Raw genomic sequence first — 26,315 nt, forward strand, 5'->3', positions numbered from 1 at the left:
CTGCGGCGCGAATACGGCCGCTGGATCGCCCTGCACGACACCATCATCCGGATCAACGACACGGTCTTCGTCCACGGCGGCTTGAGCGACCGCTACGCGGCCTGGCCGTTCGATCGCATCAATGAGACGGTCCAAGGTGAGCTGCTCTCTTTTGTCGGCGGAGTCCCGCGGGCCACGCGGGTCCTCTTCGACGGCCAGGGGCCTCTCTGGTACCGGGATCTGGCCCTCAAGTCCGAGGACGTGATGGAGCGGGAGCTCGACGCGATCCTGACCATGATCAAGGCCAAGTCCCTGGTCATCGCCCACACGCCCACGGGCGGCTCGCGGACGCTCGAGCCCGAGCGGATGAGCCGCTTCGGCGGCAAAGTCTGGACGATCGACACGGGCATCTGGGACAGCATCGGCGGACGAACCGGAGCCCTGATCATCGAGAACGGGACATATCGCGTCTGGGGGAAAAACGATGGCTGAACGGGAGCGGAAAGCGGCGGGCTGGGCCGCGGCGGCGGTCTTGGGAATGGCGGGTTTCGCACTCGCCCAAACGGCGAGCCTGAAGACGGCCGGATCACTCGAACGATTTCTCCGCGAAGCTTCGATCGTGAGCGTGGAGAAGGACACCCAGGGGGGGCGGACCTTGCCCTGGGTCGTGGCCTTGGAGAAGGACGGCGTACGGGCCCGAGCCATTTTCAAGTACGGCTACCGCGCGCGGCCGCATCCCCAGGCCCACAACTACCGGTACGAGCTGGCCGCCTACGAGTTGAGCAAGGTCCTGGAGCTCGAAATCGTCCCCCCCACCGTCGAGCGGACGGTCGAGGGTGTCGCGGGCGCCCTCCAGCTCTTCATCGAAGGCTGCGTCTCCGAGCGCGATTTCGCCCGGGCCGGCAGCCGGCCGCCCGACCCCCAGGCCCTCCGCAACAGCCTGGACACGGTGCGCCTGTTGGAGGCCCTGTCCGGCGACAGCTGCGGCAACAAGGACGACACCTACATCCATCCCGACACCTGGAAAGCCTGCCGGGTCGATTTCGCCGAGGCCTTCCCGCCCCGTCCGACCTTGTCCGAGGACTGTTCGATCGAGAGGTGCCCGCGAAGCCTCTACGAGCGCATGCTGCGGATGGACCCGACGTCGACCAAGAAGAGTCTCAAGGCGTGGCTCAGCGACGACGAGATCGAGGCCCTTTGCGGGCGCAAGCGGCAGATCGTCGCCGGCCTGATGGAGCTCATCAAATCCCGCGGCGAGGCGGCCGTTCTCTACTCCCCCGGGCCCGACTAAGGACGCCGCCGTGAAGAATCCGGTCTATCGCCTGTTGCGGCTGAACTGGGACATCCGGCCCGGCGAAGGGGCCAAGGCCTTCCTGTTGGGGCTCAACATCTTCGTCCTGCTTTTCGCTTACTACATCCTGAAACCGATCCGAGAGGCGCTGATCCTGACCGGTCAGGACCCCCGGACCAAGAGCTACCTCGGAGCGGTACAGGCCGTCCTGATCATCTTCGTCATCAAGGGCTTCAGTCGTTTGGCGTCCAGGGTCCCGCGCCACGCCCTGATCACCTGGGTGACGCTCGTTTTCATCTCCAACCTCGTCCTCTTCTACGCCCTTCATCTGGCCGGACTGTCCAAGGGGGCGATGAGCATCGCCTTTTTCCTCTGGGTCGGAATCTTCAACCTGATGGTGGTGGCCCAATTCTGGTGCTTCGCCAACGATCTTTACGGCGAGTCCGCGGGCAAGCGCCTCTTCCCGCTCATCGCCCTGGGCGGAAACCTGGGCGCCTTCCTGGGCGGCAAGCTGGCCAAGCGGCTGTTCGCCCCGCTCGGCTCGTTCAACATGATGCTCGTGGTCGCCGCCCTGTTGGGCGTCTGCATCTTCTTGGCCCTGGCCATTCATCGCCGCGAGGTTCGGCAGGACGCCGCATGCCGCGAGCCGGGCGGCGAGCCTTGCGAGGCGGAGAGGCCCCTCAAGGCCGGCGGCGGCTTCCAGCTCATCTTCCGCAAGCGTTATCTCCTTTATATCGCCTTGCTGATCGGCGTCTACAATTTCATCAACGCCAACGGCGAGTACATGTTCAGCGCCCTCCAGACGAAGACGGCCGAACGGGCCATCGCGGCCGGGACGGCCGGCGGGCTGTCCCTGGAAGCCTATATCGGGCGAGCCTTCGCCGATTACCAATCGCTGGCCGCTCTGCTGACGATCCTCATCCAGCTCTTCCTCGTCTCCCGGATTTTCCGCTGGATCGGGATCGGGGGCGCCCTGCTCGTCCTGCCGATGTTCGTCCTGGGGGGCTACGGCTATACCGCGCTGGGCGCCTCTCTCATCGTCCTCAAATGGATCAAGGCGGCCGAAAACGGGACCGATTATTCCTTGATGAACACGACCAAGGCGGCCCTTTTCCTGCGGACCTCGCGAGAGGAGAAATACAAGGCCAAGGCGGCCATCGACACATTCTTCCAGCGCGCGGGGGACACCCTCTCCGCGCTGGCCGTCTTCGTCGGGACGACCTGGCTGGCCATGAAGATCGAGGGGCTGGCCATCGTCAACTTGGCCGCGATTCTCATCTGGATCGCCCTGGCCATCCTGATCGCCCGCGAGTACCGCAAGGGCGCGGCGGCCGAGGGAGGGAAGGCATGAAGCGAAGCCGGCGCATTCGGGGAGCTTGTCTGGCGGCGGCGGTCCTCCTGGCCGTCCCGGCGCTCGGGGCGCAATTCCGGCCGGACGAGATCGCCCAGCGGGCCCGCTGGGAGGATTTCCTACGGACGGCGGAGATCGTCCGCTCCGAAAAAGACGGGGTCGAGGCCAAAGGCGTCTGGAAGTCGATCGACACCAAGGTCGACGGATTTCCCGACCACTGGCACGGCGAGATCGCGGCTTACGAGCTGGACAAGCGGGTCGGGCTGGGCATGATCCCGCCCGCCGTGGAACGGGTCTTTCAAGGCCGGCCGGGCGCGCTGTCGCTTTGGGCGGAAAACCGCTACAGCCTGCTCAAGGTCGTGGAGGACAACATCGCCGTCCCCAAGGAGGCGGTCGCCCGGATCGACGACGCCAAATATCTGACCCGGGCCTGGGACTGCTTGATCGCCAACAATGACCGAACCCAGCAGAACGTCCTCTATACCGACGACTGGCGGACCCTGCTGATCGATCACTCCCGCGCCTTCCTGTCCGACAAGGCCCACCGGGAGCGGCTGATCTACGGGGCCGATGGGATCAAGATGATGGACGACGGCGCGGGCGGCCGGCGGCCGGCCCTGTTCCGGCGGCTGCCGCGGGCCTTCGTGGACGGCGTCCGCAAGCTCGACTTGGCGGCGGTGCGGGCGGCCGCGGCCTCCACCCTCACCCAGGCTGAGATGGAAGCGGTCATGGAGCGAGCCGGAAAGCTGCTCACGGAGATTGACGCTATGATCCGTCGCGACGGCGAAGCCAAGATTTTGTACTGATTCAAGGAGGGGGAAAATGAAGCGGACCATCGTTGTTTTCGCGGCGGCGGCCGTCGCCCTGGTTCTCGGCGCGGGACCCGCGGCGCTCCAGTCCGTGGATCCGGCCGGGGACAAGGCAGCCGAAGAGCTGCTGACTAACGCCGAGATCAAGGCGGCCGAGCAGCTCGGGGGATCGGCCGCTCTGACCAAGCCCTTTAAGCTGACCCTGGAGAAGGACGGAACCCAGAGCTTCGGCCTGTGGAAGGACATCGACAAGACCGAGCAGGGCCGGCCGGATCGCTGGCGCTACGAGATCGCCGCCTATAAGATCGACCGCCTGATCGGGCTGGACATGGTCCCGGTGACGATCGAGCGCCGCTACCGCGAAGTCCGCGGCTCGCTCCAGCTCTGGGTCGCCAACAAGATGTCGCTCAATACCAAAAACGAGAAGAAGGTCCCCGTCCCGCCCCGCTACGTCCTGGCCTGGAACCGGGCCACCTACCTGCAGCGGGCCTTCGACAATCTGATCGCCAACGAGGACCGGCACGGCAACAACATTCTCATCCGGGACGATTGGCGGATCTACCTGATCGACCACTCCCGCTCTTTCCGGACGAGCAAGAAGTTCACCGATGCGCTGATCTACACCGAAAAGCACCGCGAGGGGCCCAAACCGATGAAGGAGCTGCCCCGGGCCCTGGTTGAGAAGATCAAGGGGCTGACGGCGGAATCGGTCCGGGCAGCCGTCGGCGAATACCTGGACGAGGCCGAGATCGAAGCCCTGCTGAAGCGCCGGGATCTCATCCTGGCGGAGGTGGATCGGCTGATCAAGCTCAACGGGGAAGAAGCGGTTCTGTACTGAATGATGCTTGTCATCCCGAGCCCCGCTGCGGCGGGCCCTCGTAACGACACGCGAAGCTCGCGGTCGGGACGAGGACGACGAGGCGTCGGCGTGGGGATCTAGAAAGGTTGCCCTCGCGACGACAGGCTTGCGCTCGTCGCTTCGAGGACGACGAAGCCTCGCCGCGCGAAACGCTCGCAACGACAAAAAAAGTGTCCGGCGTCTACAGGAGACTGGACGCTACCGAACCGAGGGCGACAGCGTCAGGCAATGGGAGAGGGTGACGACGTTTTCCCCGCCCTCGCGACGATAGCTGAACTCCTCGACCAGGGTTCGAGCCAGATAAACGCCCAGGCCTCCCCGCCGGCCGGAGGCCACGAGATTGTCCAGGTCCGGCGGCGGCACGAGGCGGGGGTCGAACGGCCGGCCCGAATCCCGGATCTCGATGCAAAAGCCGGGCCGCGTCCAGAGGGTCACGACGATCGTCCCGTCCTTGCCGGAATAGGCGTAGCGGCTGATGTTGACGCAGATTTCGACCAGGGCCAGCTCGAGCTTGAAAAATTCCTCCTCGTTCAGAAGGAACTGGGTCAGGAATTCGCGCAGGAAGGCCCGGGCTTTATCGATCTCCGCCAGCCGGGCGCCGATCGTCAGGGTGCGGCGGCTTTGGTCCGACCGGTCGTCCCGCGTCATCGAGGCATTCTCCCTATCCCTCGCTCCGGGACCGCCCGGAAACGGCTTGCGCCTTGGATTGTAACAGAAAGGGGCCGGGTCAATCCAACCGGAAGAAAAAGGTTCATCTCCCGTCTCCGGGGAACGCGGCCAGGGGTATCGGCCCGGCGGCGTCGGCCTCGCGATTTCGCCGTTGGCCGATACCCCCATCCGCGTTCATTTCCCGGAGATGGGAGATGATCCCAGAAAAACGCCCCACCCTCGCCTCGACTAAATCAGCCCCGGAGGCCCGATATATCGATCGCCGACTCCGTCACGTAGCGCTTGTACCGGGCCACAATGTCGTGAGCCAGGTCGTCTTTATCCATCTTTAAAATCTCGGCGGCCGGCGTCCGGGTCAGAAAGGGGAATGATTTTTCCTGAATCTCGCCGTCGGGAGAGGGGCGGCCGCGGACGGTCAGCGTCAGGGTCAGCTCGACGGCCTTGCGGGGCACGGACAGAATGTATTCGAACTGCGATTCGCGCCCCCCGGGAAAATCGGCTTGGAAATGCAGGGCCTTGTCTCTTGTCCGCCAGAAGCGGCAACGGACGCGGTGGGACTTCATCTCTTCGGCCACGCCGGCAAAGGCGGGCTCGACGATGGAGTCCGAGAAATAGGCGAACTGCTCGTCCACCTCGGCCCGGCATCTTTCGAGGATCCGCAGGTCGTCGAAGCAGGCGCGAATCTCGTCCTTCCAATCGGGCTTGTTCACGGCCGGTATTGTAGCGCGGACGGGGCCGGAAATCGAGCCAGGGCCGCCCGGACGTCCGCCCAGGAGATCCCGGACGGCTCCGGGGCGTGAAGAACCGTCGTCCGGCCGGCGGGTTGCCAGGCCGGCAGATTTTCGTCGCGAAAGAGAGCCAGCACCGGAGCCCCCGCCGTCGCGGCGAGATGGGTCACGCCCGAGTCGTTGCCGAGATAGACGCCGCAGCGGGCCAGCAGTCCGGCCAGTTCGTGGAGCGGCGGCTCGCGGAGCACGAGCCAGTCGGTCGGGAGGCGGGGCGAGGCTTGGCCGGCCGAGCCTTCGGCTTCCGCGGGACCGGTGACGAGAAACCCGCCCACGCCGCGGCCGCCGAGGTGCGCCGCCGCGGCCAGAAATCTTTCGAGCGGCCAGTTCTTGCGGGCGCTTCCGCTGCCCGGGTGGATGACGGCGAACGGAGCGGCCGGCAGGGGAAACGGCGGAGGCCCGAGATCCGCCAACCTGGCCAGGCTGTCAAAGGCAGCATCGCCGCCCACGCCGCCGAAGGTTGCGGCCGCGCGCTCGAAGAAGAAACGGCCGATCGGGAGGCCGGAGGACGGCTCGTAGACGATGATCCGGGCCTCCGGCCCGAAGAGACGGGCCGCGGCCATCCGGAATTCCGGCGGCGGCTCCTTGAGGAAAAAGGCCCAGAGCGAATCCGGAACGCCGCCGGAACGCCCGGCCGGAAGGGCCGGCCCACCGACGGCCGAGAATAGCCCCGCCAGGTTCGGGTCGTCGACCGACAGAAGCTCGTCCGCCAAGCCGGCGCGCACGGCCAGCCGCCCCGGCGCTCCCGACGCGGCCAGCATAGCCGATCGGGCGGGGAACGCGCCTCTCACGAGGCGGATCGAGGGGCATGCCGCCAGAAGGTCGCCCAGGCCGCCGGGACGAAAGAACAGGATCGGCCCGGTCGGAGGCATCGCTGGCTTTTTTCAGAGGGGAGAAGGCCGGCTGTTGTTAACAGCAGAAAAGGGAAAAATGATGTTCATAATCGGATGAAGTTTTCTCCAGCCGGCACAAGAAAACTTGGGCTCATTATAGCCGATCGGGAAGCCGATGCAAGCTTTTTTTTCGCCCTTCAGGCCGGCTCGCCGGCGCAGCCGGCGTCGCGTTTTTTGTCCACGTGGTGCTTGATCGTCTTGCCCTTGACCAAGTAGATAACGTCCTCGCCGATGTTGGTGGCGTGGTCGGCCATGCGCTCGATGTTGCGGCTGACCAGGATCAGGGCCACGGCCCGCTTGATCGAAGCCGGGTCTTCCATCATATAGGTCAGCAGTTCGCGAAAGATCTGGTCGTCGAGGTTGTCGACTCCGTCGTCGCGCTCGCAGACGCTCCGAGCCAGGGCTTCGTCGCGGTTGATGAAGGCGTTGATGGAGTCGCGGACCATGGCCTGGGCCATGCGGGCCATGCGGGGGATGTCGATGAGCGGCTTGAGCGGAGGCAGCTTGACCAGGATGAGGGCCTGTTCGGCCACGTTGACGGCCAGGTCGCCCATGCGCTCGAGCTCGCTGGTGATCTTCATGGCCGAGGTGATGAAGCGCAGGTCGCCGGCCATGGGCTGGCGCAGGGCCATCAGCCGCAGGCAGGTCTCATCGACCTCGACGTCCAGCCCGTTGATTTCGGTCTCGTGGCAGAGAACCTGTCGGGCCGGCTCCTCCTTCTGATCCTTGAGGGCCTCGATGGCCAGCTCGATCGCTTCCTCGACCAGACCGGCCATGCGCAGGAGCATCTCTTTGAGATTCTTGAGCTCTTCGTCGAACAAGCGTTCCATGGTCCTCTCCTACCCTCTTTTCTAGCACAGTCCGGGGCCGTTGTCATTCTCCCGGGCCCGGAGGCAGGCCCGCGGAGCCAGAGTAGGCCCGCAATATGAAGATTCGGTGAAGAAGCCGGGAAGATTCGATGAATCGGAGCGTTTTGTCTTGACAGTCCGCGGAGCCGTTTTTATGATGGGGTCGAGCCGTCCATGAACCCGAAATCCTTCTTCCGGCACGAAGCCTGCCTGGCCTTGGCCGCCGTCGTTTGTCTGGCAGCGACGATGACCTGCCGGGCCGCGACATCGGATCGCGCGGATCAAAAGACCCGGGCCCTCCAAATCAAGGGCTCGGACACGATGGTCAACCTGGGGCAAGCCTGGGCCGAGGCCTACGCCAAGCTCCACCCGGGCCTGAACATGTCCGTGACAGGCGGCGGATCGGGGACAGGCATCGCCGCCCTCATCAACGGCACCTGCGACATCGCCGAATCCTCCCGCGGCCTGGAGGCCAAGGAGCTCCAGCAGGCCCAGGAAAAAGGCTTCGTCATCCACGAGGATATCGTGGCCCTGGACGGCATCGTCGTCGTCGTCCATCCCTCCAACCCCATCCGCCGGCTGACCATGGAGGAGCTGCGGGAGCTTTTTCTGGGCGATATCGGCCGCTGGCGGATGCTGGGCGGCCCGGACTGGCCGGTCGTCCTGCTGTCGCGCGAGGTCAACTCCGGCACCCACATCTTCTTCAAGGAGCATGTCCTGCGGCGGGGCAAGAGCAAGGGACCCGAGGAGTTTTCGCCGCGGGCTCTGATGATGCCGTCCTCCTACGCCATCGCCGAAGAGACCGCCAACAACGAGAACGCCGTCGGCTACTACGGCCTGGGGTACATCAGCCCGCGCCAAAAGGTCGTGCCCGTGGCCAAGGACGCCGCCTCGCCGGCGGTCCTGCCCAACATCGAAACGGTGCGGGCCAACTCCTACCCGATCTCGCGGCCGTTGTACCTCTTCTCCCGGGGCGAGCCGGCGGGGCCGGTCAAGGATTTCCTGGACTACGTCCATTCGCCGGCCGGCCAGCAGATCGTCCGCGACACGGATTTCGTGCCCGTCAAATGAGAAGTCTGCGCCGGGCCAAGGAATTCGCGATCGAGAAGCTCATTCTCCTGAGCGGCCTGGCCTCGATCTTGTTCGTCGCCCTGATCTTCGTCTTCCTCTTGAGGGAGGGCGTCTCGATCCTAAAATCGACCGGCTTGCTGAGCTTCCTCGGCGGGCGGTTCTGGTACCCGATTTCCAGCCCGCCCCGACTCGGCGTCCTGCCGCTCATCCTCGGCTCGCTTCTGGTCACGGCCGGGGCCGTGGTCATCGCCGTGCCGCTGGGCATCGGGGCGGCCTTCTACATCGCCGAGGTCGCCCCCAAGCGCCTGCGGAGCGCGCTGAAGTCCTGCATCGAGATCCTGGCCGCCATCCCCTCCGTCGTCCTCGGCTTCGTGGGCATCACCGTCCTGGTCCCGTTTTTGAAGCACTTCCTGCATTTGCCGACGGGGCTGACCGCCTTCGCCGGCTCCTTGATGCTGGCCTTCATGGCCCTGCCGACGATCATCACCATCTCCGAAGACGCCATCAACGCCGTGCCGCGCGAGTACAAAGAGGGCGCTCTGGCCCTGGGCGCCACCCATTGGCAGACGCTGCGGCGGGTGATCATCCACGGCGCCTGGCCCGGGATCATCGCCGCGGCCATGCTCGGCATCGGGCGCGTCTTTGGCGAAACCATGGCCGTGATGATGGTCACCGGCAACGCCGCCGTCATCCCCCACAGCCTGTTCGAGCCCGTCCGCACTCTGACCGCCACGATCGCGGCGGAGATGGGCGAGGCGGCCAAGGGCAGCCCGCATTACTCGGCCCTCTTCGCCGTCGGGGTGGTGCTGTTCCTGATCTCCTTCGCCATCAACCTGACCGCCGATCTGCTCCTCAACCGGGGGAGGAAACGATGACGCGGCGCGACGAAAGCCTCCGGCAGCGGCTCGGGTTCGGCGTCCTGCTCCTGGCCACCCTGATCGTCGTCGTCCCGGTCCTCGGCCTCGTCGGTCTGATCGTGGCCAAAGGCTGGAGCGCCCTGTCCTGGTCGTTTCTTTTCACCATGCCCCGCGACGGGATGCGGGCGGGGGGGATTCTCCCGGCCATCGTCGGCACGGCCACCCTGGTTCTCGTCTCGATCGCCTTCGCCCTGCCGATCGGGGTCATGGCCGCCATTTACCTGAGCGAATACGCCAAGGACAATTGGCTGACCCGGACCATCAACCTGGCCATCATCAACCTGGCCGGCGTCTCGTCGGTGGTCTTCGGGCTGTTCGGACTGAGTCTCTTCGTAGTCTTCCTGCGCTTCGGGGTCTCGATCATCGCCGGCGCCCTGACCTTGGGCATCATGACCCTGCCCGTCATCATCACTACGACCCGGGAGGCCTTGCGGGCGGTACCCAAATCCTACCGCGAAGTCAGCTTCTCGCTGGGGGCTTCGCACTGGCAGACCGTTCGCCATTCCGTCCTGCCCCACGCCCTGCCCGGCATCCTGACCGGGGCCATCTTGAGCATCGGCCGGGTGGCCGGCGAGACCGCGCCGATCCTGTTCACGGTGGCGGCCTTCTACCTGCCCAACCTGCCCACGTCGCTCTCCGACCAGGCCATGGCCCTGCCCTACCATCTCTACGTCATCACCACCCAGATCCCCGGCATCCCGGAGAAGTACCGCTACGGCACGGCCTTCGTCCTGATCGGGCTGGTGCTGATCATGAACGTCACCGCCACCGTCATCCGCTCCCGCTACCGGAAGAAGAAATGAGCGCCGCCGAAGGCCGGGTCAAGATCGAAGTGCGGGACTTCACCGTCCGGTACGGCCAGGTCCGGGCCCTAAACCGGCTGACGCTCGACGTCCGCGAGCACGAGATCTTGAGCATCATCGGCCCGTCCAACTCGGGCAAGACTTCATTTCTCCGCTCGCTTAACCGGATGACCGATCTCGACGCGGCGGCCAAGACCGAAGGCCTCATCCGCCTGGACGGGAAGGACATCTTCCGCGACCTCTCGGCCGAGGCCCTCCGCCAGCGGGTGGGTATGATCTTCGCTTTGCCCCTGCCCCTGCCCCTCTCCATCCGGGACAATGTCACCTACGGGCCGCGCATGGCCGGAGTACGGGAGCAGGCGGTGTTGGATGGCTTGGTCGAGGCCAGCCTGCGGGCCGCCTTCCTCTGGGACGAGGTCAAGGACCGCCTCGGGATGCCGGGGCAGAAGCTATCGGGCGGCCAGCAGCAGCGCCTCTGCATCGCCCGATCCCTAGCCCTCAACCCCGAGGTCATCCTGTTCGACGAGCCCTGCTCGGGGCTGGACCCCATCTCCACGGCCAAGGTCGAGGAGTCGATGCTGGAGCTGCGGAAGAATCGCACCATCGTCCTGGTCACCAACAATACCAAGCAGGCGGCCCGGGTCGGGACCCGGACGGCCTTCTTCCTGATGGGCGAGATGGTCGAGATCGGGCCGACCGACCGCGTTTTCACCGCCCCCCGCGACAAGCGGACGGAGGATTACATCGTGGGGCGGTTCGGATGATCGCCCCCAAGATCCGGATCGAGGGTCTCAACCTCTGGTACGGGGATTTCCAAGCCCTGATCGACGTTTCCGCCTCGATCCGCGAGAAAGCCATCACGGCCCTTATCGGCTCCTCGGGCTGCGGAAAATCAACCCTGCTGCGCTGTCTCAATAGGATGAACGACCTCGTCGACGAGGTCCGCGTCGAAGGCCGGGTCCTCGTCGACGGCAAAGATATTTACGCCCCGGGGACCGGGATGACGGCTCTGCGCAAGAAGATCGGGATGGTTTTCCAGCGGCCCAATCCCTTCCCGATCAGCGTCTACGAAAACATCGCCTTCGGTCCCCGGGTTCACAACCTGGCTCGCGGCAGCGCCTTGGAAGGGATCGTGGAGCATAGCCTGGCCGCCGTCGGCCTGTGGGCCGATCTCAAGGACCGGCTGAAGAAGAGCGCCTTGGATCTGTCCCTGGAGCAGAAGCAGCGGCTGTGCATTGCCCGCCTGGTGGCTGTCCAGTCCGAGGTCCTGCTGATGGACGAGCCCTGCTCGACCCTCGACCCGATGTCCACCTTGAAGGTCGAAGAGCTGATGCATCGGCTGAAATCCGATTTCACTATCGTCATCGTCACCCACAACATGCAGCAGGCGGCCCGGGTCTCGGACGAGACGGGCTTCATGCTCCTGGGCGAGCTGGTCGAATTCGGTACGACCAACGACATCTTCACCCGTCCGCGCGACAAGCGGACGGAAGACTACATCACCGGCCGCTTCGGCTGACCGCAAGGCGGCCGGCCGAATCGGTCCGCCCTCGGCTCGACAGGACAGATTCGGCTTGGCAGCGGGGGGAAAGGCTCAGCGGCCCTCGCCGCCGGCCGGCGGAGCCGGGGCCGAAAAGCCGCCCAGGGCGCGCATGAAATCAACCCAGATCGGCAGGGCCGCCGTGCTCCCCGACTCCTGCAGCCCGAGCGGCCCTCTCTCGTCGCGGCCGACCCAGACGCCGACGGCGAAGCGGTCGTCGAACCCGATAAACCAGGCGTCGGCGACGTCGTTGGTCGTCCCCGTCTTGCCGTAGACCGGACGGTCCAGCCCGCTCGCGGCGCGAGCCGTACCGATCAGGACCGTCGACCGGAGCATGGACCGGATGCCGGCGACGACGCCGTCCTCGAGGACCCGGTCCCTCCGGCGCTCGGGCTCCCAAACGGAGGTGTTCTTGGGATCGACGATCCGGTCGACGCAGACGGGCTCCACCCGGTATCCCTTGGCCATCGCGGCGTAGGCCATAACCATCTCCATGAGGGTCGCTTCGGAGGCGCCCAAGGCGGTCGAGGGGAAGGGTTGGATGACGCTCCGGACGCCCAGCTCGTGGGCCGTCCGGATAATCTTGCTCAACCCGATGCGGCGGGAGAGGGCCATCGTGGGACCGTTCAAGGAATAGGCCAAAGCCGCCTCCAGCGAAACCGACGGCTCCTGGGACCCGGCCACGCGGCCCGGTTCCCCGGACGGAGGATCGACGATCGGAGCGATGATCGGGTCGGACGGCTTCAAACCCTGGCGCAGCGCGGCCACATAAACGAAGGGCTTGAAGGTGGAGCCGGTCTGCCGGCGGGCCTGGGTGGCCCGATTGAACTGGGATTCCCGGAAATCTCTTCCTCCGACCATGGCCAAGATTCGGCCCGTGTCGATCTCAACCGCCAGCAGCGCGGCTTGAGCGCTGCCCGCGGAGCGGGCCGCGAGCCTATCCAGCCCGGCGGCCACGGCCTTCTCGGCCAAATCCTGGGCCTTCTTGTCCAGAGTGGTGAAAATCCGGAATCCCGACGTGTAAACCTGGTCGCGATACCGGGCCTCCAAAACGCTTCGGCAATAATCGATGAAGTAAGAGCCTTGGGTGTCCGTCGCCTGCAGAGTCCGCGGGACGTCGGTGGCCGCCGCCTCCTCGAACTGGGCCCGGGTGATGAACCCATGCAGGAGCATCCGGTCCAAGATGAGGTTCCGCCTCTCGCGAAGCTGGTCGCGATGGACCATGGCGCCGTAATAGGAGGGGGCCTTGGGCAAGGCGGCCAGAAGGGCCGCATCCGCGATCGAGAGAGCGGCGGTCGTCTTGCCGAAGTAGGCCTGGGCCGCGGCCTCGATGCCATAGGCCCGGGACCCGAAATAGGCCTTATTGAGATACAAGGCCAGAATCTCGTCTTTGCTGAACCGCTTTTCGACGCGCCAGGCCAGGGCGATCTCCTTGATCTTGCGGGTCAGCGTCCGGTCCGGCCTGAGCAGGAGCATCTTGACCAGCTGCTGCGTGATCGTGCTGCCGCCCTGGACGATCTCGCCCCGCCGGATGTTGGCCAGGATTGCGCCGACGACGCGGCGGAAATCAAGGCCCCGGTGGGAATAAAAGCGGATGTCCTCGATGGCGACGAAGGCTTGCCTGACCTGGGCGGGAATTTTCTCGATCGGCACGACGGTCCGCCGCTCGACGAAAAACTCGGTCAGCAGGGAGCGATCCGCGGCGTACATCCGGGACGATTCAAAGGCCGAGTATTCTCGAATCCAATCGATGGACGGGAGCGTGGAGACGCACCAGAGAACGTACCCCCCCGCCGTCCCCAGAGTCAGGACGGCCAGGATTCCGACCCCAGCCGCGGCCTTGCGCCCGACCTGGGGCAAGGCCGCCGCCAGCCGACGCCAGGCCCTCTCCAGGAAGCAGGGGGCATTCCGCATCCGGGCTTCCCGGAGAGCGGCGCCGACGCGGGACCGGATGAGGGCCGGATCGATCCGATCGAGGACGATCGCGCCGGAAGGGTCGGCGGATAGGCTCTCCACGGCCGGGTTCGGCGCGCTCAGAAGGACCAGGATCTTGGTCCGCTCCAAAGTTCGCAAGAGCCGCTGGAATCGCCGCCAAATTTCGGGCGCAAAGGCCATGGCATCGATCAGGACGAGGTCGGGAGGGCGGGCGGCGATCGCGGCTTCCGCTTCGAAGAGCATGTCATGCAGGACGGCGTCGACGCGGTCGGAGGCCAGGGTCCGAAGCAGGATCGGGCCACGCGTCGGATGGGGCGAAAAAATGACGACGCGGCGGCGCATGCGCGATCAACCGTTGAGGCGGGCGGTCATCAGGGCTCCCTTGACGGTGGCAAAGAGGGGCTGCGCGGCCTGAGTGATCTCGGAAACGCGGAACGGCAGGCGGGCCGATTTCATGTGTTTCTGGAAGCGAGCCAGTCCCCCGGGCGGCATGATAGTGCCGCCGGCCAGGACGATCGGCACGGGCTTGGGCAGCCGGGGAATGTTGTCCGAGGAGCCCAAGACCCGCTGGAGCCCTTGGATCAGGCTCAGGAAAACGTCGTCGTAATAGACGTGGAGGCCGCTTTCGATCTTGTTCCGGGGAGGCGCGGCCAGGTCGAGCTCCCGCTCCTTGATTCGGCGAACCTCGTAAATCGGCTCGCCGGTCGATCGGGCGACCATGGTGTCGATGAAGTCGCCCCCCTTCACCACGCTGAAGGAGACGACCGGGACCGTCATATAAGAGAAACAGACGTTGCACAAGCCGGCCCCCAGGCTGATGCCGAGCCCGGTAAAATTATTCCCAGCCAGCTCGGACAAGACCACGGCCATGCCTTCGTTCACGGCCATAGGCCGGTATCCCAGACTCGCCAGGTGCTCCTTGATGATGGTCTCGTGATAGGCCAGGGAGGAGTCGGGCCGGTCGAGGGCCTCGCCGGGAACGCTGAAGCAGATGATCTCCCCCTTCTTTTTGGGCTGGCGGACCATCCGGCTGATGATGGCCTTGAGGATCGTCTCGCTGTCGTCCTCCCGGGCATTGAGCATGCCGTTCTCGATCGGCCTCCGACTGACGTCGCGGCAGATGCCGGCGAAGTCCTCGGCCGAATGACCGAGAACGTAGACCTTGGAGTCCTTCTCGAAATACAGAATCTTGTCCCTCTGGAAGGCGTCCCGAGTCAGGGGCGTCGCCGGGATGGCGTAGAAGGCATTTCTCTGAATGGACGCCATGACCTGCTTATCCCGGCTGACGGCGACGACGATGTGGGCCGTCCCGATATCCAAGCCGACCGGACCTTCGAGGACGCTCCGCCCGCGGAGGTCGGCCGGCCGCTCGGGCCGGGCGGGCGTCTGCAACGGTCCGATGTTTTCAAAGACATCGTTCGCTTCGCCGTCGGAAGGAAGGACGACCGGAGGCGCCTCGAAGGCACCGCCGGGCTGGGCGAGAGCGGGAACGGGGGGCAGGAACGGGAGCGGGCCGAAGGCCGGGGATTTCTCCTCCGAAGGAGCGGCGGGCGGCTCGGGGGAGGCCGCGGGTTCGCCGTCGCGGAAAACCTCGGGGACGCCCTCAGGCTCGGGGAAAGCCTCGGATCGGCCGGATTCCTCTTGAGAAGAGACGGTCCTGTCTTCACTCATGGCCTCTCTCTTTTGGCTTCGCGGCGCAAGGACAGATGCCCCCGGAAGCCTCTCCGCCGGATATATTCTGGTTTCGGCAACTTCCAAAATGCGGGCGAAATATAAGTCCGCTCGTTTTTCGTGTCAATCCCCCCGCGGTCAGGGGATAGGCTTCGTTCGCGGGCCATTTTTTCATGATCGCGTCTTCCTCATAGGGGCCTTTACTTCCTTCGGCGGGCCTAGAATGGCATGTCCACCAGGAGGCGGCAATCACCCCCAAGGGTGAACGAAAGGGTGAAAATTTGTCTCCGCGCTCACCCTTCCTTCTGCCCCCCAACCGCGGCCCGGCCGTTTTCGACCCTGATCGCCTTAAGTGGCCAGGCCTCCGGCGATGGAATGTTTTTCCAGGATTTCGATGTCGAATCCGCTCCGGCGCAAATAGACGCCGGTGCACAGCCCGGCGATGCCGCCGCCGATGACCAGAGCTTTTTTGTCGGACATTGGGCTTCTCCTGGGAATTCGTCTTCAGGCAGTCCGCCGATGGCCTGAGGGGCTCGGATCGGGCGCTACTTCGTCAGCTCGGCCAGCCAGGCTTCGGCGAAGGCGCGGGCCGCTTCAACGGCCTCTTTGCCGGCCCGGAAGCAGAGCTTCCATTGATTCGGCTTGGATTCGTAAGCTTCGTTGGCAAAGCGCATCAGCGAGCCTTTTTTGACCAGCGGGGCGGAGAAATCGACGTCGGCGCTCGTCTCCAGGAACTCGCGGATGCGATCCGCGATCAGGGTCTTGGGATCGGCGGGCGTGCGCTTGTTCCATTCGGCCAACGCCGTCTCCTGGTCCACCTTGGTCTGGGCCCGCTGAACGTCGAGCATCTCCTTCAATTGAGCCCTCTGGGCCGGGTCCTTTTCCATGGCCTCGATCTGGGCCATCATCTGCTTGATGCCGTCTTCCATGCCCTTGCGCGTCGCGGCATCCATGCCGGCCGCGGCTTTGCGCATATCGGCGATCTGTTTTTCCATTTCCAGGCGCTGCTTCTTGAGGAATTCGTCGACCGACGGGACGGCGTCGGGCGGGGACGGCTTTTGCTCTTCCCGGTATTTGGCGTAGTCGGTCTTGAACTCGGCCGTGGCCGTGTAGGCCTTGATCCAGGCCAGGCCGGCCTTAACCAGGGAGGCCCGGGCCGCCGGCGCCAACGCCTTGAAGGCTTTGAACGCGGCTTCATTGAAGGCGGTTCCCGAGGTCAGAGCGCCGATGATCTCCTCCCGGGCCGCGGCCTGATTGAGGCCCAACTTGGTCAGGACCTCGCCTCCCCCTTGGGCCAAAGCCGGCAGGGATGCGCTAAGGACGATGAGGGGCGGCAAAATCGCGGACAGGAGTCTTTTTTTCATCGGCAACCTCTTGTCAGGCCGTTCCCCAAAGGGCGCGGCGCCAAAGGGCTTGATTCCTCCCAGAGGATAGGGTGAGTCAAGGGCGAAGTCAAGCCGGCCGGCAATAACCACGATACATCTTGCGGGACAAAAATTGGGAAGAATTTCCTGCCGACCGCGTCAAAATAATGGAGAATTTTGGTCAAATTTCAGAGGAGGTTCAACCGCATGAAGCGCACTCTGGCTCTCGCTCTCGCGGTGATGTTCCTGGCCGCCGTCGTGGTGGCCGGCGAGATCACCCTGGACGTCAAGGAGCACGTGCTGAGCAACGGGATGAAGATCCTGATGATCCCCAAGCCCGGCGTGCCCCGCGTCGTCTGCCACATCTATTTCAATGTCGGGTCGATCAACGAGAAGCCCGGCATCACCGGCATCGCCCACGTCCACGAGCACATGATGTTCAAAGGCACCAAGCTGATGGGCGTCAACGATGTCGAGAAGGACGCCGCCATCGACCGGCAGATCGACGCCGTCATGGATCAGATCTACCGGGAGAAGTACTGGCGGACCGACGGCGGCGACCCGGCCAAGATCGCCCAGCTCCAAAAGCAGGCCGACAAGCTCATCACCGACGAAAAGCAGTACATCATCAAGGACGACTTGTGGACGTACTACATGAAGAACGGCGGCACGGGCCTGAACGCCTCGACCGGCAACGAGAACACCGGCTACTACGTGACCCTGCCCTCCAACAAGATCGAGCTCCAGATGTTGATGGAGTCCGACCGGATGATGAACGCCGTCTGGCGCGAGTTCTACTCCGAGAAGGACGTCATCATGGAAGAGCGGCGGCTGTCCGAGAACGGCCCCGGCTACTTCTTCGGCGAACAGGTCAACGCCGCCTTCTACGCCGCCTCGCCCTACCACTGGGACGTCGTCGGCTGGATGGACGACCTGAAGAAGATGACCAAGGCCGACCTGGCCGAATTCCACAACAAGTACTACGTGCCCAACAACGCCGTCGCCATTTACGTCGGCGATTTCGACCCCCAGACCCTCATCCCGATGGCCGAGAAGTATTTCGGCCGCATCCCCAAGGGCCCCGACGTGGAACCCATCCGGACGGCCGAGCCGCCCCAGTACAGCGAAAAGCGGATGTATGGCGAGGGACCGGCCCCGACCAGCCTGCAGATGATGTTCCACTCCGTCCCGGCCGGGCACCCCGACGCGGCCCCGCTCCAAGTGCTGGGCAGCATCCTCGGCTCCGGCGGCGGAGGCGGCGGCATGCGCGGCGGCGGAGGCGGCGGCAGCATGGGCCGGCTGGCCAAGCTCCTGGTCCAGGAGAAGCAGATGGCCGTCAACGCCTCGGCCTCCGGCCGGGCCCAGCTCTATGTCGGCGCCTTCCAGTTCAGCGCCTCGCCCCGGCTGGATAAAAACGTCCAACCCGAAGACTTGGAGAAGGAGATCTGGGCCGAGATCGAGCGGATCAAGAAGGACGGCGTCACCGCCGACGAGATCCAAAAGACCAAGAACCGCTCCGAGGCCAACTTCATTCGCTCTCTGCAGAGCACCTCCGGCCTGGCCGGCAGCGTCGGTCGGGCCGAGCTTCGCCGCGGCTGGCGCACGATCCTGACCGATCTCGAAGCCCTCAAGAAGGTCACCAACGAGGACATCAAGCGAGTCGCCGCCAAGTACTTCGTCAAGGACAACAGCCTAACTGCCATTTATCGGCGGAAGCGGTAAGGAGGATGACCATGAAGAGAACACTGACCGCCTTCGTCCTCCTCGGACTCGTCCTGGCCGGCTTCGGTCTGGGCCAGGCCCAAAAGCCATCCAACCTCAAGTATCCCCCGCTGACCTTCAATCCCCCCGACCCGCTGGCCTTCAAGATGGCCTTCGCCAACGGCCTGCGCGGCTATGTCAAGGAAGACCGAGGCCTGCCGATCGTCACGGTTTCAGCCCTCATCCACTTCGGCGGCCTGTACCTGCCCAAGGACAAGCAGGGCCTGGAGACGATCATGAGCCAGACCCTGATCAGGGGCGGCACCAAGACCCGCGAAGGCACGGCCATCGAAGAGCGGCTCGACTTCCTGGGCGGCTCGCTGTCGTTCAACGTCGCCGACCGAACCTCCACCCTGACCCTCAGCGTCCTGAGCAAGGACCTGGACGAGGGGCTGGACCTGTTCTTCGACGTCCTGATGAACCCCGAGTTCCGCGAGGCGCCCCTGGCCCTAGCCAAGGTCCGCCAGGTCGAAGGCCTGCGCCAGGCCAACGACCAGCCGGGCTCAGTTTTGAGCCGCGAGTATGAAAAGGTTCTCTACGGCGACGGCCCGCTGACCTGGCAGCCGACCAAGAAGAGCCTGGAATCGATCACGGCCGCCGACCTGAAGGCCGTCCACGCCCAGTATTTCTTCCCCAAGAACGTCATCCTGGCTGCCTCCGGCGACTTCGCCAAGGCCGACCTCAAGGCCAAGATCGACAAGCGGGCGGACGGTTGGAAGAACAGCTCGGTCAAGTTCCCGACGTTGAGCAAGGCCTTCCCGGCTCCTGAGCCCGGGGTTTACTTCATCCAAAAGCCGATCAACCAGGGTTACATCAACATCGGCCACTTAGGCCTCGAGGACACCAACCCCGACTACTTCGCGGTCCAGGTGATGAACTTCATCCTGGGCGGCGGCTCGTTCACTTCGCGGATCACCATGAAGGTCCGCTCGGACGAGGGCTTGTCCTACAACCAGGGCAGCCGGTTCACCTACCGCTGGGGCTTCCCCGGCACGTTCTCGGGCTATGTCCAGACCAAGTCGTCAACGGTCGGGTATGCGATTTCGCTGATCCTGGCCGAGATGAACCGCATCCGGAAGGAGCCCGTCACGGACGCCGAGATGGATACGGCCGTCAACTACTTCATCGACAGCTTCTCCAGCCAGTTCGAGATGTCCCAGTCGATCATGTCGAACTTCGCCAACATGGAGCTGACGGGCAAGCCCATGGACTACTACAAGACCTTCCGGGCCAAGATCCAGGCCGTGACCAAGGCCAAGGTCCAGGAGGTCGCCCAGAAGTACATCCAGCCGGACAAGGCGGTCGTCATGATCGTCGGCGACTTCGAGCCGTGCAACAAGGGCGGCGACAAGTGGCCCGGCCCGCTGGACAAATTGGGCAAGCTGCACCGGGTGACCCTGATCGACCCGATGACGGGGGAAGCGGTCAAGTAGGCCGGATTCGTTTCCGTCTATCCGCGTATCGCCCGCCCGCCGGGCTCGTAAGCCCGGCGGGCTTTTTCTTGTCCCTCATCCGCCGAGCCATGAAACATCCTTGACTCTCTCTGACAACATATTTACAATGTAAATATGTCTAATCTGACCTTTATTTGGGATCCCAAGAAAGAGACGGCCAATCGGAGAAAACACGGCGTCTCGTTCGAGGAGGCCCGGACCGTCTTTTTAGATGAGAACGCCTTGTTGACCCACGATCCCGATCATTCAACCGACGAAGATCGATTCGTTCTGCTGGGCATGAGCCTCAAGCCCAGAATACTCGTTGTCTGCCATTGTTACCGGGCAGGCGAAGCCATAATCAGAATCATCTCCGCCCGCAAAGCCACGCGCCCGGAGCAAAAACAGTACTGGGACAGGTGCCGAACATGAGAAAACAATACGATTTTTCGAAAGCCGCCAAGAACCCGTATGCCGGAATGCTCAAGATACCGGTGACGATCCGCCTCGATGAGGAATCCATAAGATACTTCAAAGAGCTGGCCGCAGAGATCGGCGTTCCCTATCAAACACTGATCAACCTCTATCTCCGCGACTGCGCCGCGTCCCGCCGGAAGCTCTCTTTGGAATGGAAACAGGCATCCGCCTAGCGGCGGAAGCCGCACCGAACGAAAGGCGGATGCGGAACCGGCAGCCGGCTCCTGATCACTTCCGCGAGAACGGGAAAGCCAGGCGTGCCTCGACCCAGGCCCGATCGATCGTCATCCCCCACTGGCTGTGCCTCATGGCCGTGCCGGGATCGATCTTCAACGCCTCCCGGTAGGCGTCCAGAGCCGCCGGACGGTCCCCGAGCAGATCGTTCATATGGCCGATCCAGGCGCGCGCAGCGAAGGCCGTTACCCCTGTCTTTTCCAGCTCGGCCGTTTTCCGAAAAGCCTCCAGGCTCTCACGATCGGCACGGCTGTCATAGAGCAGCACTCCCAGCTTGAACCAGAAGTCCGAAGCCTCGATCTTCAAGCCGGGCGTCTTGCGGAAAACGAGCCGAGGCGTCTCGCCCTCTTTCTCCCAATTCAAGCCGTCGACGATCTCGACGAGCTGGGCGGCCGTCAGCTGCTCGGGCAAGCGGATCCCGCTGTCCCGGGAATACGGCGTCTTCAGCCTCTCCTCCAGCCAGGACTTATCCATGGTCAGATTGAACTGGTCATGCCGAAGCGGCCGGCCGGGGTCGACGGCCAGGGCGGCCTTGTAGAAAGCGAGGGCCTCCGCGCGTCGTCCCTGGAGGTCCTTCAGAATGCCCAGCCAGGCCCGGGCTCCGAATCTCCAGACCGGCTCAGCCTCCGGACGGTCGGCCTTGGCGAAACAGGCGGCCGCCTCGTCCAGGCGCCCGCTCCCATAGAGATCCAGCCCGAGCTGGTGCCAGATCGCCGCGTTCGGGATCGGCTCGCTTTTCACGACCGCGTAGACATCCGCGGCGGAGTCCGCATCCCATCCGAAAGCCAAAGCCGCGGCCGCGGCCTTGGAGATGGGCGGGACGGGCGCGTCGACCCGGGCCAGCCGCTTTTGAGGGTCGAGGACGACATCGCGCAAAGGAGCCCGGCTATGCAGGGTGAGCGCGGTTACGGTCTGCATCCGGTCGGCCCGCACGGTCTGGGTCGTACCGTCCTCGAAGGCGGCCCGGGCCGATATCGGCATGGTCATCGTCCCCAGGCGCTTGATGCGAACATCGGTCGTGAAGCCGCCGCGCCCGTCGGCCCGGCTCTCGTCCTTTTCCACGCCGTAGCAGAGGTATTGGTTGGATCTCACCCAGGCGTCGAAGAACCAAGCCAAGCTTCGTCCGCTCTCCGCCTCGGCCACCGTCCGAAGGTCGCGCCAGCCGAAGCGCTTGCCTCCAAATTCGCGCAGGACCCGCTTGTAAACACGCAGGAAGATCTCGCGCCCCAGGACATCCTCAAGGGCAAAGACCATGGCCGGCCCCTTGCTGTGGACGACTGTATTGTTGTAGTCGAAACGGACGACGTCTTCTCGATCGGGCGGAGCATCCAGCAACGTGTCGTAGTACATCGGGATGGCGTCGACGTAATTGCCGATCCACTGGGCCGCCCGGTCCGGATCGAAGCCGCGAACGGTCATGAACTCGGTATCGGCGAAGATGCCCATGGCGATCCAGACCCAGGAAGGGGTGTCGGCGTCCAGGATCCACTCGCCCCAGTACTCGTGCCCGATCTCGTGCGAAGTGATATGCTGCCAATGGCGGGGCGATTCGCCGTCGACGTACGTTTCCAAGCCGTGGATGGCGACGAGGCCCGTCGCGACCGGGTAGCCGCCCCAACGGCCGGGCCCGCCGGGAATCATGTTCAGGACCGGAAAAGGATAGAAACCCAGCCATTCTTTATAGAAATGGATCGCGTCGGCCGCCGTCTCCAGGCAGATGGCGGCGGCCTTGGCTCCCTTGTCGGTAAAAAACGCGGTAATCAGGATGCCGTCCACCTCGCGGGACGCGGACTTCAGCCCGGGCGCCAGGAAAAGCCCGAACGTCCGGGCGGCCGAGGCCTCGTAGCGGCCGGTCTTGGGATCGAGGCGCCCGCTGGCCGCCACCGCGGTTCCGGAGGGTGCATCGATCTTCACCGAATAGGCGTCGTGGCCCGCAAGCCCGTCCCACCACAGCCGCGGATACCAGTCACTGCCCGTATACTCGGTCTGCGGCTTCGAGGTCTCCGGCCGCCGACTGAAGGAGACGGCCAGCTCGACCGCCGCGCCGGGGGTCAGCGGCCGGGGAAGCGAAACGATGACCGGGCTCGCATGAGGAGACTCGGATAATCCGTCCGAAGGGAAGATCCGGCTGCCGCCGGCCGAGACTTCGAGCGTCGACTGGGGGCCAACCGCCCAATCGAAGGCGACGACCCCAAGGGATGCGCACCCGGTATTCTTGAGGCGGATGGTTTCGCGCCCCTCCACGGCGCCGGCGGCGACATCGACGCGCGCGTCGATAACATACCGACTGGAGGGCGGGTTCGCGGGAGCGTAAAATGATCCCGCCGGCGCGGAAAGGCTCGCATTCCCGCCGAGCGAGCCCGAAACCAGGGCGGCGGCCAGGATGCCCGCAAGCACGAGAAAAGGCCGTCGTTTCATCCTGAATCTCCCCGTCGGTCGAATATGAATCCACTCGCCGTATATACGCTCTCGGAAGGAAATCCGTTAGCGGGGCCGGGAGAATCCGTCAAGACCCGGGTGAGGGCCCACGCGCCGCCAAATACGATCGGATTCGGTCGACCAGACCGGCGACGTCGAATCGTTCGAAGCATCGGACCGTTCGGCACGTCTTGAAGAGCTTGTCCACACAGCTGATGTTCCGGCAAGGGCTTGCGGCAGTCGTATTCCAGGACGGGGCGTCCTGGTTGGCCGGCAGAAACCCGGGCTGAAAGGAATCGTAGCCCGACATGCGGGCCGGAGTGGCCCCGAAACAGGAGAAAACGGCGGTGCGGTTGCGGAATGGCGCGCCGCCCTCGAACAAATATCGCCGGGCGGCGGCCAGATGGAGAGGCCCCGTGTCGCCGGAGACGAAGGCATCGCAATGGTCGATGATCGCCGCGTAGGCGTCGACGGGCATGTCGGGAGGGATGATCGTCACGCGCGGGCGAAGGCCCGGAGGGAGGGAGTCGCGCAGCCGCTCGCCGATCCCGGCGACTGTGTGTCCGCTGTTCATGAGAACGCGGACCTCGAGGCCGGCCAGGCTCCGCAAGAGCTCACGGAACGCGAGGGGGTGAATCCGCGTATACGGGGAGGCACCGTCCGGATTGCAAAGGATGAGAGGGAGCCCGGCCGGCAAGCCGGCCCGAGCCAGAAAGGCCCGGGCCCGGTCGACCGCCGCCGCCTTGATCGTCAAGCGCACGCCCCGGAAGTCCGTTCGGCGCCGGATCGGAGTGCGCAGGGAGAGGAGCTCCCGGACGAACCAATAAAACTGCCAAATGAAATGATTGATCTTGTGCGGGTCCCTCTCGTTTCGGAGCATGTCGGGGGATCGATCCATGATGTTGAGAATTCGCCCGCCGCCGGGAACGATATCCCGGTTCTTGACGAACGGGCCGAAATTCACGCAGAGGTCATAGCGCTCCCGGCGGACGAGCCCGCGCAAAGCGTCGAGATCGGGCCGGGATATGAACGAGCCGTCCGAGAAGAACGGCAGGACCCGTGTGGCATCGGGATGGCCTTCGATCAAGGGAAAGGCCGTCTTGTTGACGAGGTAATCGATCCGGGCCTGCGGGAAGAAGTCCCGCAGGGCGACCAGCGCCGCCTGGGTCATGACCGCATCCCCGATATGGATGTCGGGGATCACGAGAAACCGATCGAAGGACCGGACGGCGCGGATGGTCCGCCGGCTGCGACGCCGGCCATATGCGGCAAGCCAGGGATTTCCGATCGACAGACGGCCGATCACATCGATGGCGGCGGCTCCCAGGCCGGGGAAAGCTTCCGTCACCCGGCTAGTGCCGTCGAAGAAGGCTTTTTGAAGACGGTTATTCGCGCTGAAGGCCATCTCCTCGCTCGGACCGCATAAAGGCCCCATCTCCCGGCGGCGGCCCTTTTATTTGATTTCGAGGCCCAATTATAGGCCGCGGACGATCCCGCTTTCAACCGTGCTTGCTTTCCTCAGGTCCCGTCAATAAAATCTAAAACAACCATGGACGAAGCCGCGCTCGCCCCGCTCGGCATCCAGTTTCCGTTTTTGGGCTTGGGCTTGCGGGCCGCCGATATCGTCCTGATGTCGTCGCTCCTGTTTTTCACCGTCCTGACCGTCCTGTTCGGCGCCGGAGGACAAAATGCCGGGATCCGGGTCCTGGAGAACGGGGCGGTGGGGCTGGTGTACCTGGCGGCGGTCCATTTCCATCAGCGGGTCTCCGGACGCCGGCTCAAGTTCTGGATCCGCCTGCTCTCCTTCCAGATGATGTTCGCGTATGTTTTTCCCCTGGTTACGCCCTTTCAGCTGATCCTGTCGAAGCATTGGAATGACCCGGCCGTCCTGAGCCTGGAGCAGGCGCTTTTCGGCGTCCAGCCGACGGTCTGGATCCAGAAATTTTTCTCGCCGGGCCTGACGGAATGGCTGATGGCCGCCTATGTCGCTTATCTGCCCCTCTACCCCATCCTCGGCGGCATCCTCTACTTCAAGCGCGGCGAGCTCCACTTGGAAGATCTGGTGTTCAAGCTGGCCGTCGCCAACCTGATCTGCGATCTGGGCTTCATCCTCTTTCCCGTCGCCGGGCCGTTCTATTGGATCCCGGAGCGCTTCACAGTCCCCTTGAGCGGCCATGTCTTCACCTGGATGGGGGAATACATCCGGGCCCACTTCCAGGCTATCGGCTCCAGCCTGCCCAGCCCGCATTGCACCGTGGCGACGATCATGCTCCTGACGACGGCCCGGGCGCATCGGCCGACCTTTTGTGTCATCGCCCCGATCATCGTCTCGGTCTATGTCTCGGCGTTCTACGCCCGCTACCATTATCTGTCCGACGTGCTGGCGGGAATCGTCCTGGGAGCCGCGCTTTTTTTCCTCCTGCCTCGGCTCCTGAAAGCCCGGAGCGGCCGCGTCCCATGTTGACTTTCCCGCCCCTCCCCAACTAATATTTTGGGCGGGGAGGATATGATGAATAAAACAGCCTTATCCCTGCTTCTCATCCTCGGTCTGGCGATCTCCGCCTCCGGCTTGACTTGGCGAACCGGCTCAGTGGAAGACGCGCTGGCCCGGGCCAAGGCCGACGGAAAGCTTCTGCTGATTGATTTCTTCACTGAAACCGGTTGAGGGAATTGCATCCTGCTGGGTCAGCAGGTTTACGACAATCCCCGCTACGCGTCCTTCTTCGAAAGCCATTTCGTCCTGTTTCGCGCCATCCGCGGCGAGATCGCGGGCGAGAGGCTCGTCCGAACCTACCGAATCCGCAGCACGCCCTTCGTTTTGATCCTGGACCCCGACGGCGTCGAGCGCGACTGGAAAGCGGGCTATCTTCCGCCGGCCGAAGACTTCATGGCTTGGCTCCAAAGCGCGGTCGACGGCCGGCTGACGGTCCGCGATCTCCGGCGGCGCATCCAGGCCGAGCCCAAGAACCCAGAAGTCCGCATCCTCCTCGGCCGCAAGCACCAGGAACGCCACCAGCGCGACGAGGCGCTGGCCTTGTTCCGCGAAGCGGCGGCTCTCGATCCGAAAGGCGTCCTCATGACCCGGACCGGCGACGGCGCCGTCGTCTCCTGCCGGGAGCTGGCGGAATTCGAGACGGCCCGGACCTACACCGTGACCTGGGGAACGATGGAGCGGGATTGGATGCCGAAATTCATCAAGTCCCATCC

General features: G+C 64.3%; 27 protein-coding genes. 17 read left to right on the plus strand and 10 right to left on the minus strand.

Going from position 1 to position 26,315, the window contains the following annotated elements; all coding sequences use genetic code 11:
• The 5 genes from NTZ26_00745 to NTZ26_00765 form a co-directional block, all read left to right on the plus strand.
• A partial coding sequence (locus NTZ26_00745) for a hypothetical protein (GenBank protein MCX6559015.1) occupies positions 1-471 on the plus strand: 471 nt, incomplete at its 5' end.
• The gene (locus tag NTZ26_00750; GenBank protein ID MCX6559016.1) at positions 464-1,270 is read left to right on the plus strand and encodes a hypothetical protein; all 807 of its coding nucleotides are present in this window, start codon (positions 464-466) and stop codon (positions 1,268-1,270) included. The genes NTZ26_00745 and NTZ26_00750, both read left to right, overlap by 8 nt.
• A gap of 10 nt (positions 1,271-1,280) precedes the next feature.
• A complete protein-coding gene (locus NTZ26_00755; protein MCX6559017.1) occupies positions 1,281-2,621 on the plus strand; it encodes a translocase in 1,341 nt (446 codons plus the stop codon).
• Entirely contained in the window at positions 2,618-3,427 is an 810-nt protein-coding gene (locus NTZ26_00760; GenBank protein MCX6559018.1) for a hypothetical protein, read from the plus strand. Before NTZ26_00755 ends, NTZ26_00760 begins: the two co-directional genes overlap by 4 nt.
• A gap of 16 nt (positions 3,428-3,443) precedes the next feature.
• On the plus strand, positions 3,444-4,268 hold the full coding sequence (locus tag NTZ26_00765; protein ID MCX6559019.1) for a hypothetical protein: 825 nt from the start codon (positions 3,444-3,446) through the stop codon (positions 4,266-4,268).
• Between the two features lie 219 nt (positions 4,269-4,487).
• Here the strand turns inward: NTZ26_00765 and NTZ26_00770 are convergent, their stop codons facing one another.
• The 4 genes from NTZ26_00770 to phoU all read right to left on the minus strand — a co-directional run bounded on the left by NTZ26_00770 (position 4,488) and on the right by phoU (position 7,466).
• Positions 4,488-4,937, minus strand: coding sequence for an ATP-binding protein (locus NTZ26_00770; protein ID MCX6559020.1), 450 nt, complete (start codon positions 4,935-4,937; stop codon positions 4,488-4,490).
• Positions 4,938-5,191: 254 nt separating this feature from the next.
• Positions 5,192-5,668: a hypothetical protein gene (locus NTZ26_00775; GenBank protein MCX6559021.1), complete on the minus strand. Its 477-nt coding sequence runs from the start codon at positions 5,666-5,668 to the stop codon at positions 5,192-5,194.
• Positions 5,665-6,615, minus strand: coding sequence for a hypothetical protein (locus tag NTZ26_00780; GenBank protein ID MCX6559022.1), 951 nt, complete (start codon positions 6,613-6,615; stop codon positions 5,665-5,667). Before NTZ26_00780 ends, NTZ26_00775 begins: the two co-directional genes overlap by 4 nt.
• A 158-nt stretch (positions 6,616-6,773) precedes the next feature.
• Entirely contained in the window at positions 6,774-7,466 is a 693-nt protein-coding gene (gene phoU / locus NTZ26_00785) for a phosphate signaling complex protein PhoU (protein MCX6559023.1), read from the minus strand.
• A 192-nt stretch (positions 7,467-7,658) separates the two neighbouring features.
• Between phoU and NTZ26_00790 the strand changes: the two genes are divergently transcribed.
• The 5 genes from NTZ26_00790 to pstB are packed head-to-tail and all read left to right on the plus strand — an operon-like array spanning position 7,659 to position 11,794.
• The gene (locus tag NTZ26_00790) at positions 7,659-8,555 is read left to right on the plus strand and encodes a phosphate ABC transporter substrate-binding protein (GenBank protein ID MCX6559024.1); all 897 of its coding nucleotides are present in this window, start codon (positions 7,659-7,661) and stop codon (positions 8,553-8,555) included.
• Complete coding sequence (pstC, locus tag NTZ26_00795) at positions 8,552-9,430, plus strand: phosphate ABC transporter permease subunit PstC (protein ID MCX6559025.1); 879 nt, start codon at positions 8,552-8,554, stop codon at positions 9,428-9,430. The genes NTZ26_00790 and pstC overlap by 4 nt, the downstream gene beginning before the upstream one ends.
• A complete protein-coding gene (pstA, locus tag NTZ26_00800; GenBank protein MCX6559026.1) occupies positions 9,427-10,275 on the plus strand; it encodes a phosphate ABC transporter permease PstA in 849 nt (282 codons plus the stop codon). The genes pstC and pstA overlap by 4 nt, the downstream gene beginning before the upstream one ends.
• On the plus strand, positions 10,272-11,039 hold the full coding sequence (locus NTZ26_00805; protein MCX6559027.1) for a phosphate ABC transporter ATP-binding protein: 768 nt from the start codon (positions 10,272-10,274) through the stop codon (positions 11,037-11,039). The genes pstA and NTZ26_00805 overlap by 4 nt, the downstream gene beginning before the upstream one ends.
• A complete protein-coding gene (gene pstB / locus NTZ26_00810) occupies positions 11,036-11,794 on the plus strand; it encodes a phosphate ABC transporter ATP-binding protein PstB (GenBank protein MCX6559028.1) in 759 nt (252 codons plus the stop codon). Before NTZ26_00805 ends, pstB begins: the two co-directional genes overlap by 4 nt.
• A gap of 75 nt (positions 11,795-11,869) precedes the next feature.
• Here the strand turns inward: pstB and NTZ26_00815 are convergent, their stop codons facing one another.
• The 4 genes from NTZ26_00815 to NTZ26_00830 all read right to left on the minus strand — a co-directional run bounded on the left by NTZ26_00815 (position 11,870) and on the right by NTZ26_00830 (position 16,785).
• Positions 11,870-14,092, minus strand: a complete 2,223-nt coding sequence (locus NTZ26_00815) for a PBP1A family penicillin-binding protein (GenBank protein MCX6559029.1) — start codon at positions 14,090-14,092, stop codon at positions 11,870-11,872.
• Between the two features lie 6 nt (positions 14,093-14,098).
• Positions 14,099-15,421, minus strand: coding sequence for a hypothetical protein (locus tag NTZ26_00820; protein MCX6559030.1), 1,323 nt, complete (start codon positions 15,419-15,421; stop codon positions 14,099-14,101).
• 348 nt (positions 15,422-15,769) lie between these two features.
• Complete coding sequence (locus NTZ26_00825; protein MCX6559031.1) at positions 15,770-15,901, minus strand: FAD-dependent oxidoreductase; 132 nt, start codon at positions 15,899-15,901, stop codon at positions 15,770-15,772.
• 65 nt (positions 15,902-15,966) lie between these two features.
• Positions 15,967-16,785, minus strand: coding sequence for a hypothetical protein (locus NTZ26_00830; GenBank protein ID MCX6559032.1), 819 nt, complete (start codon positions 16,783-16,785; stop codon positions 15,967-15,969).
• A gap of 207 nt (positions 16,786-16,992) precedes the next feature.
• On the opposite strand from NTZ26_00830, the gene NTZ26_00835 reads away from it, so the two are divergent.
• From NTZ26_00835 to NTZ26_00850, 4 genes are all read left to right on the plus strand, one after another.
• Entirely contained in the window at positions 16,993-18,507 is a 1,515-nt protein-coding gene (locus NTZ26_00835) for a pitrilysin family protein (protein ID MCX6559033.1), read from the plus strand.
• An 11-nt stretch (positions 18,508-18,518) separates the two neighbouring features.
• On the plus strand, positions 18,519-19,979 hold the full coding sequence (locus tag NTZ26_00840; protein ID MCX6559034.1) for a pitrilysin family protein: 1,461 nt from the start codon (positions 18,519-18,521) through the stop codon (positions 19,977-19,979).
• Positions 19,980-20,114: 135 nt separating this feature from the next.
• Positions 20,115-20,411 (plus strand): BrnT family toxin, encoded by a 297-nt coding sequence (locus NTZ26_00845; protein MCX6559035.1) that lies wholly within the window; start codon positions 20,115-20,117, stop codon positions 20,409-20,411.
• Entirely contained in the window at positions 20,408-20,629 is a 222-nt protein-coding gene (locus NTZ26_00850) for a BrnA antitoxin family protein (protein ID MCX6559036.1), read from the plus strand. The genes NTZ26_00845 and NTZ26_00850 overlap by 4 nt, the downstream gene beginning before the upstream one ends.
• A gap of 55 nt (positions 20,630-20,684) precedes the next feature.
• On the opposite strand, the gene NTZ26_00855 is transcribed toward NTZ26_00850, so the two are convergent.
• Positions 20,685-23,108, minus strand: a complete 2,424-nt coding sequence (locus tag NTZ26_00855) for a hypothetical protein (GenBank protein MCX6559037.1) — start codon at positions 23,106-23,108, stop codon at positions 20,685-20,687.
• An 88-nt stretch (positions 23,109-23,196) separates the two neighbouring features.
• Entirely contained in the window at positions 23,197-24,513 is a 1,317-nt protein-coding gene (locus NTZ26_00860) for a glycosyltransferase family 9 protein (protein ID MCX6559038.1), read from the minus strand.
• 144 nt (positions 24,514-24,657) lie between these two features.
• Here NTZ26_00860 and NTZ26_00865 point away from each other — a divergent pair, with 144 nt between their 5' ends.
• From NTZ26_00865 to NTZ26_00875, 3 genes are all read left to right on the plus strand, one after another.
• A complete protein-coding gene (locus NTZ26_00865) occupies positions 24,658-25,572 on the plus strand; it encodes a phosphatase PAP2 family protein (GenBank protein MCX6559039.1) in 915 nt (304 codons plus the stop codon).
• A 45-nt stretch (positions 25,573-25,617) separates the two neighbouring features.
• Complete coding sequence (locus tag NTZ26_00870) at positions 25,618-25,773, plus strand: hypothetical protein (GenBank protein ID MCX6559040.1); 156 nt, start codon at positions 25,618-25,620, stop codon at positions 25,771-25,773.
• 153 nt (positions 25,774-25,926) lie between these two features.
• The coding region (locus tag NTZ26_00875) for a hypothetical protein (protein MCX6559041.1) at positions 25,927-26,315 on the plus strand (389 nt) is incomplete at its 3' end.

The sequence above is a fragment of the Candidatus Aminicenantes bacterium genome (assembly GCA_026393855.1).
In the GTDB taxonomy this organism is placed as follows: Bacteria; Acidobacteriota; Aminicenantia; order Aminicenantales; family UBA4085; genus UBA4085.

Bases quoted from the DNA above. Each gene is read 5' to 3' on its own strand.
- NTZ26_00750 (MCX6559016.1), top strand. From the start codon at position 464: ATGGCTGAACGGGAGCGGAAAGCGGCGGGCTGGGCCGCGGCGGCGGTC.
- NTZ26_00760 (MCX6559018.1), top strand. From the start codon at position 2,618: ATGAAGCGAAGCCGGCGCATTCGGGGAGCTTGTCTGGCGGCGGCGGTC.
- NTZ26_00765 (MCX6559019.1), top strand. From the start codon at position 3,444: ATGAAGCGGACCATCGTTGTTTTCGCGGCGGCGGCCGTCGCCCTGGTT.
- NTZ26_00770 (MCX6559020.1), bottom strand. From the start codon at position 4,937: ATGACGCGGGACGACCGGTCGGACCAAAGCCGCCGCACCCTGACGATC.
- NTZ26_00780 (MCX6559022.1), bottom strand. From the start codon at position 6,615: ATGCCTCCGACCGGGCCGATCCTGTTCTTTCGTCCCGGCGGCCTGGGC.
- phoU (MCX6559023.1), bottom strand. From the start codon at position 7,466: ATGGAACGCTTGTTCGACGAAGAGCTCAAGAATCTCAAAGAGATGCTC.
- NTZ26_00790 (MCX6559024.1), top strand. From the start codon at position 7,659: ATGAACCCGAAATCCTTCTTCCGGCACGAAGCCTGCCTGGCCTTGGCC.
- pstC (MCX6559025.1), top strand. From the start codon at position 8,552: ATGAGAAGTCTGCGCCGGGCCAAGGAATTCGCGATCGAGAAGCTCATT.
- pstA (MCX6559026.1), top strand. From the start codon at position 9,427: ATGACGCGGCGCGACGAAAGCCTCCGGCAGCGGCTCGGGTTCGGCGTC.
- NTZ26_00805 (MCX6559027.1), top strand. From the start codon at position 10,272: ATGAGCGCCGCCGAAGGCCGGGTCAAGATCGAAGTGCGGGACTTCACC.
- pstB (MCX6559028.1), top strand. From the start codon at position 11,036: ATGATCGCCCCCAAGATCCGGATCGAGGGTCTCAACCTCTGGTACGGG.
- NTZ26_00815 (MCX6559029.1), bottom strand. From the start codon at position 14,092: ATGCGCCGCCGCGTCGTCATTTTTTCGCCCCATCCGACGCGTGGCCCG.
- NTZ26_00820 (MCX6559030.1), bottom strand. From the start codon at position 15,421: ATGAGTGAAGACAGGACCGTCTCTTCTCAAGAGGAATCCGGCCGATCC.
- NTZ26_00825 (MCX6559031.1), bottom strand. From the start codon at position 15,901: ATGTCCGACAAAAAAGCTCTGGTCATCGGCGGCGGCATCGCCGGGCTG.
- NTZ26_00830 (MCX6559032.1), bottom strand. From the start codon at position 16,785: ATGAAAAAAAGACTCCTGTCCGCGATTTTGCCGCCCCTCATCGTCCTT.
- NTZ26_00835 (MCX6559033.1), top strand. From the start codon at position 16,993: ATGAAGCGCACTCTGGCTCTCGCTCTCGCGGTGATGTTCCTGGCCGCC.
- NTZ26_00840 (MCX6559034.1), top strand. From the start codon at position 18,519: ATGAAGAGAACACTGACCGCCTTCGTCCTCCTCGGACTCGTCCTGGCC.
- NTZ26_00845 (MCX6559035.1), top strand. From the start codon at position 20,115: ATGTCTAATCTGACCTTTATTTGGGATCCCAAGAAAGAGACGGCCAAT.
- NTZ26_00850 (MCX6559036.1), top strand. From the start codon at position 20,408: ATGAGAAAACAATACGATTTTTCGAAAGCCGCCAAGAACCCGTATGCC.
- NTZ26_00855 (MCX6559037.1), bottom strand. From the start codon at position 23,108: ATGAAACGACGGCCTTTTCTCGTGCTTGCGGGCATCCTGGCCGCCGCC.
- NTZ26_00860 (MCX6559038.1), bottom strand. From the start codon at position 24,513: ATGGCCTTCAGCGCGAATAACCGTCTTCAAAAAGCCTTCTTCGACGGC.
- NTZ26_00865 (MCX6559039.1), top strand. From the start codon at position 24,658: ATGGACGAAGCCGCGCTCGCCCCGCTCGGCATCCAGTTTCCGTTTTTG.
- NTZ26_00870 (MCX6559040.1), top strand. From the start codon at position 25,618: ATGAATAAAACAGCCTTATCCCTGCTTCTCATCCTCGGTCTGGCGATC.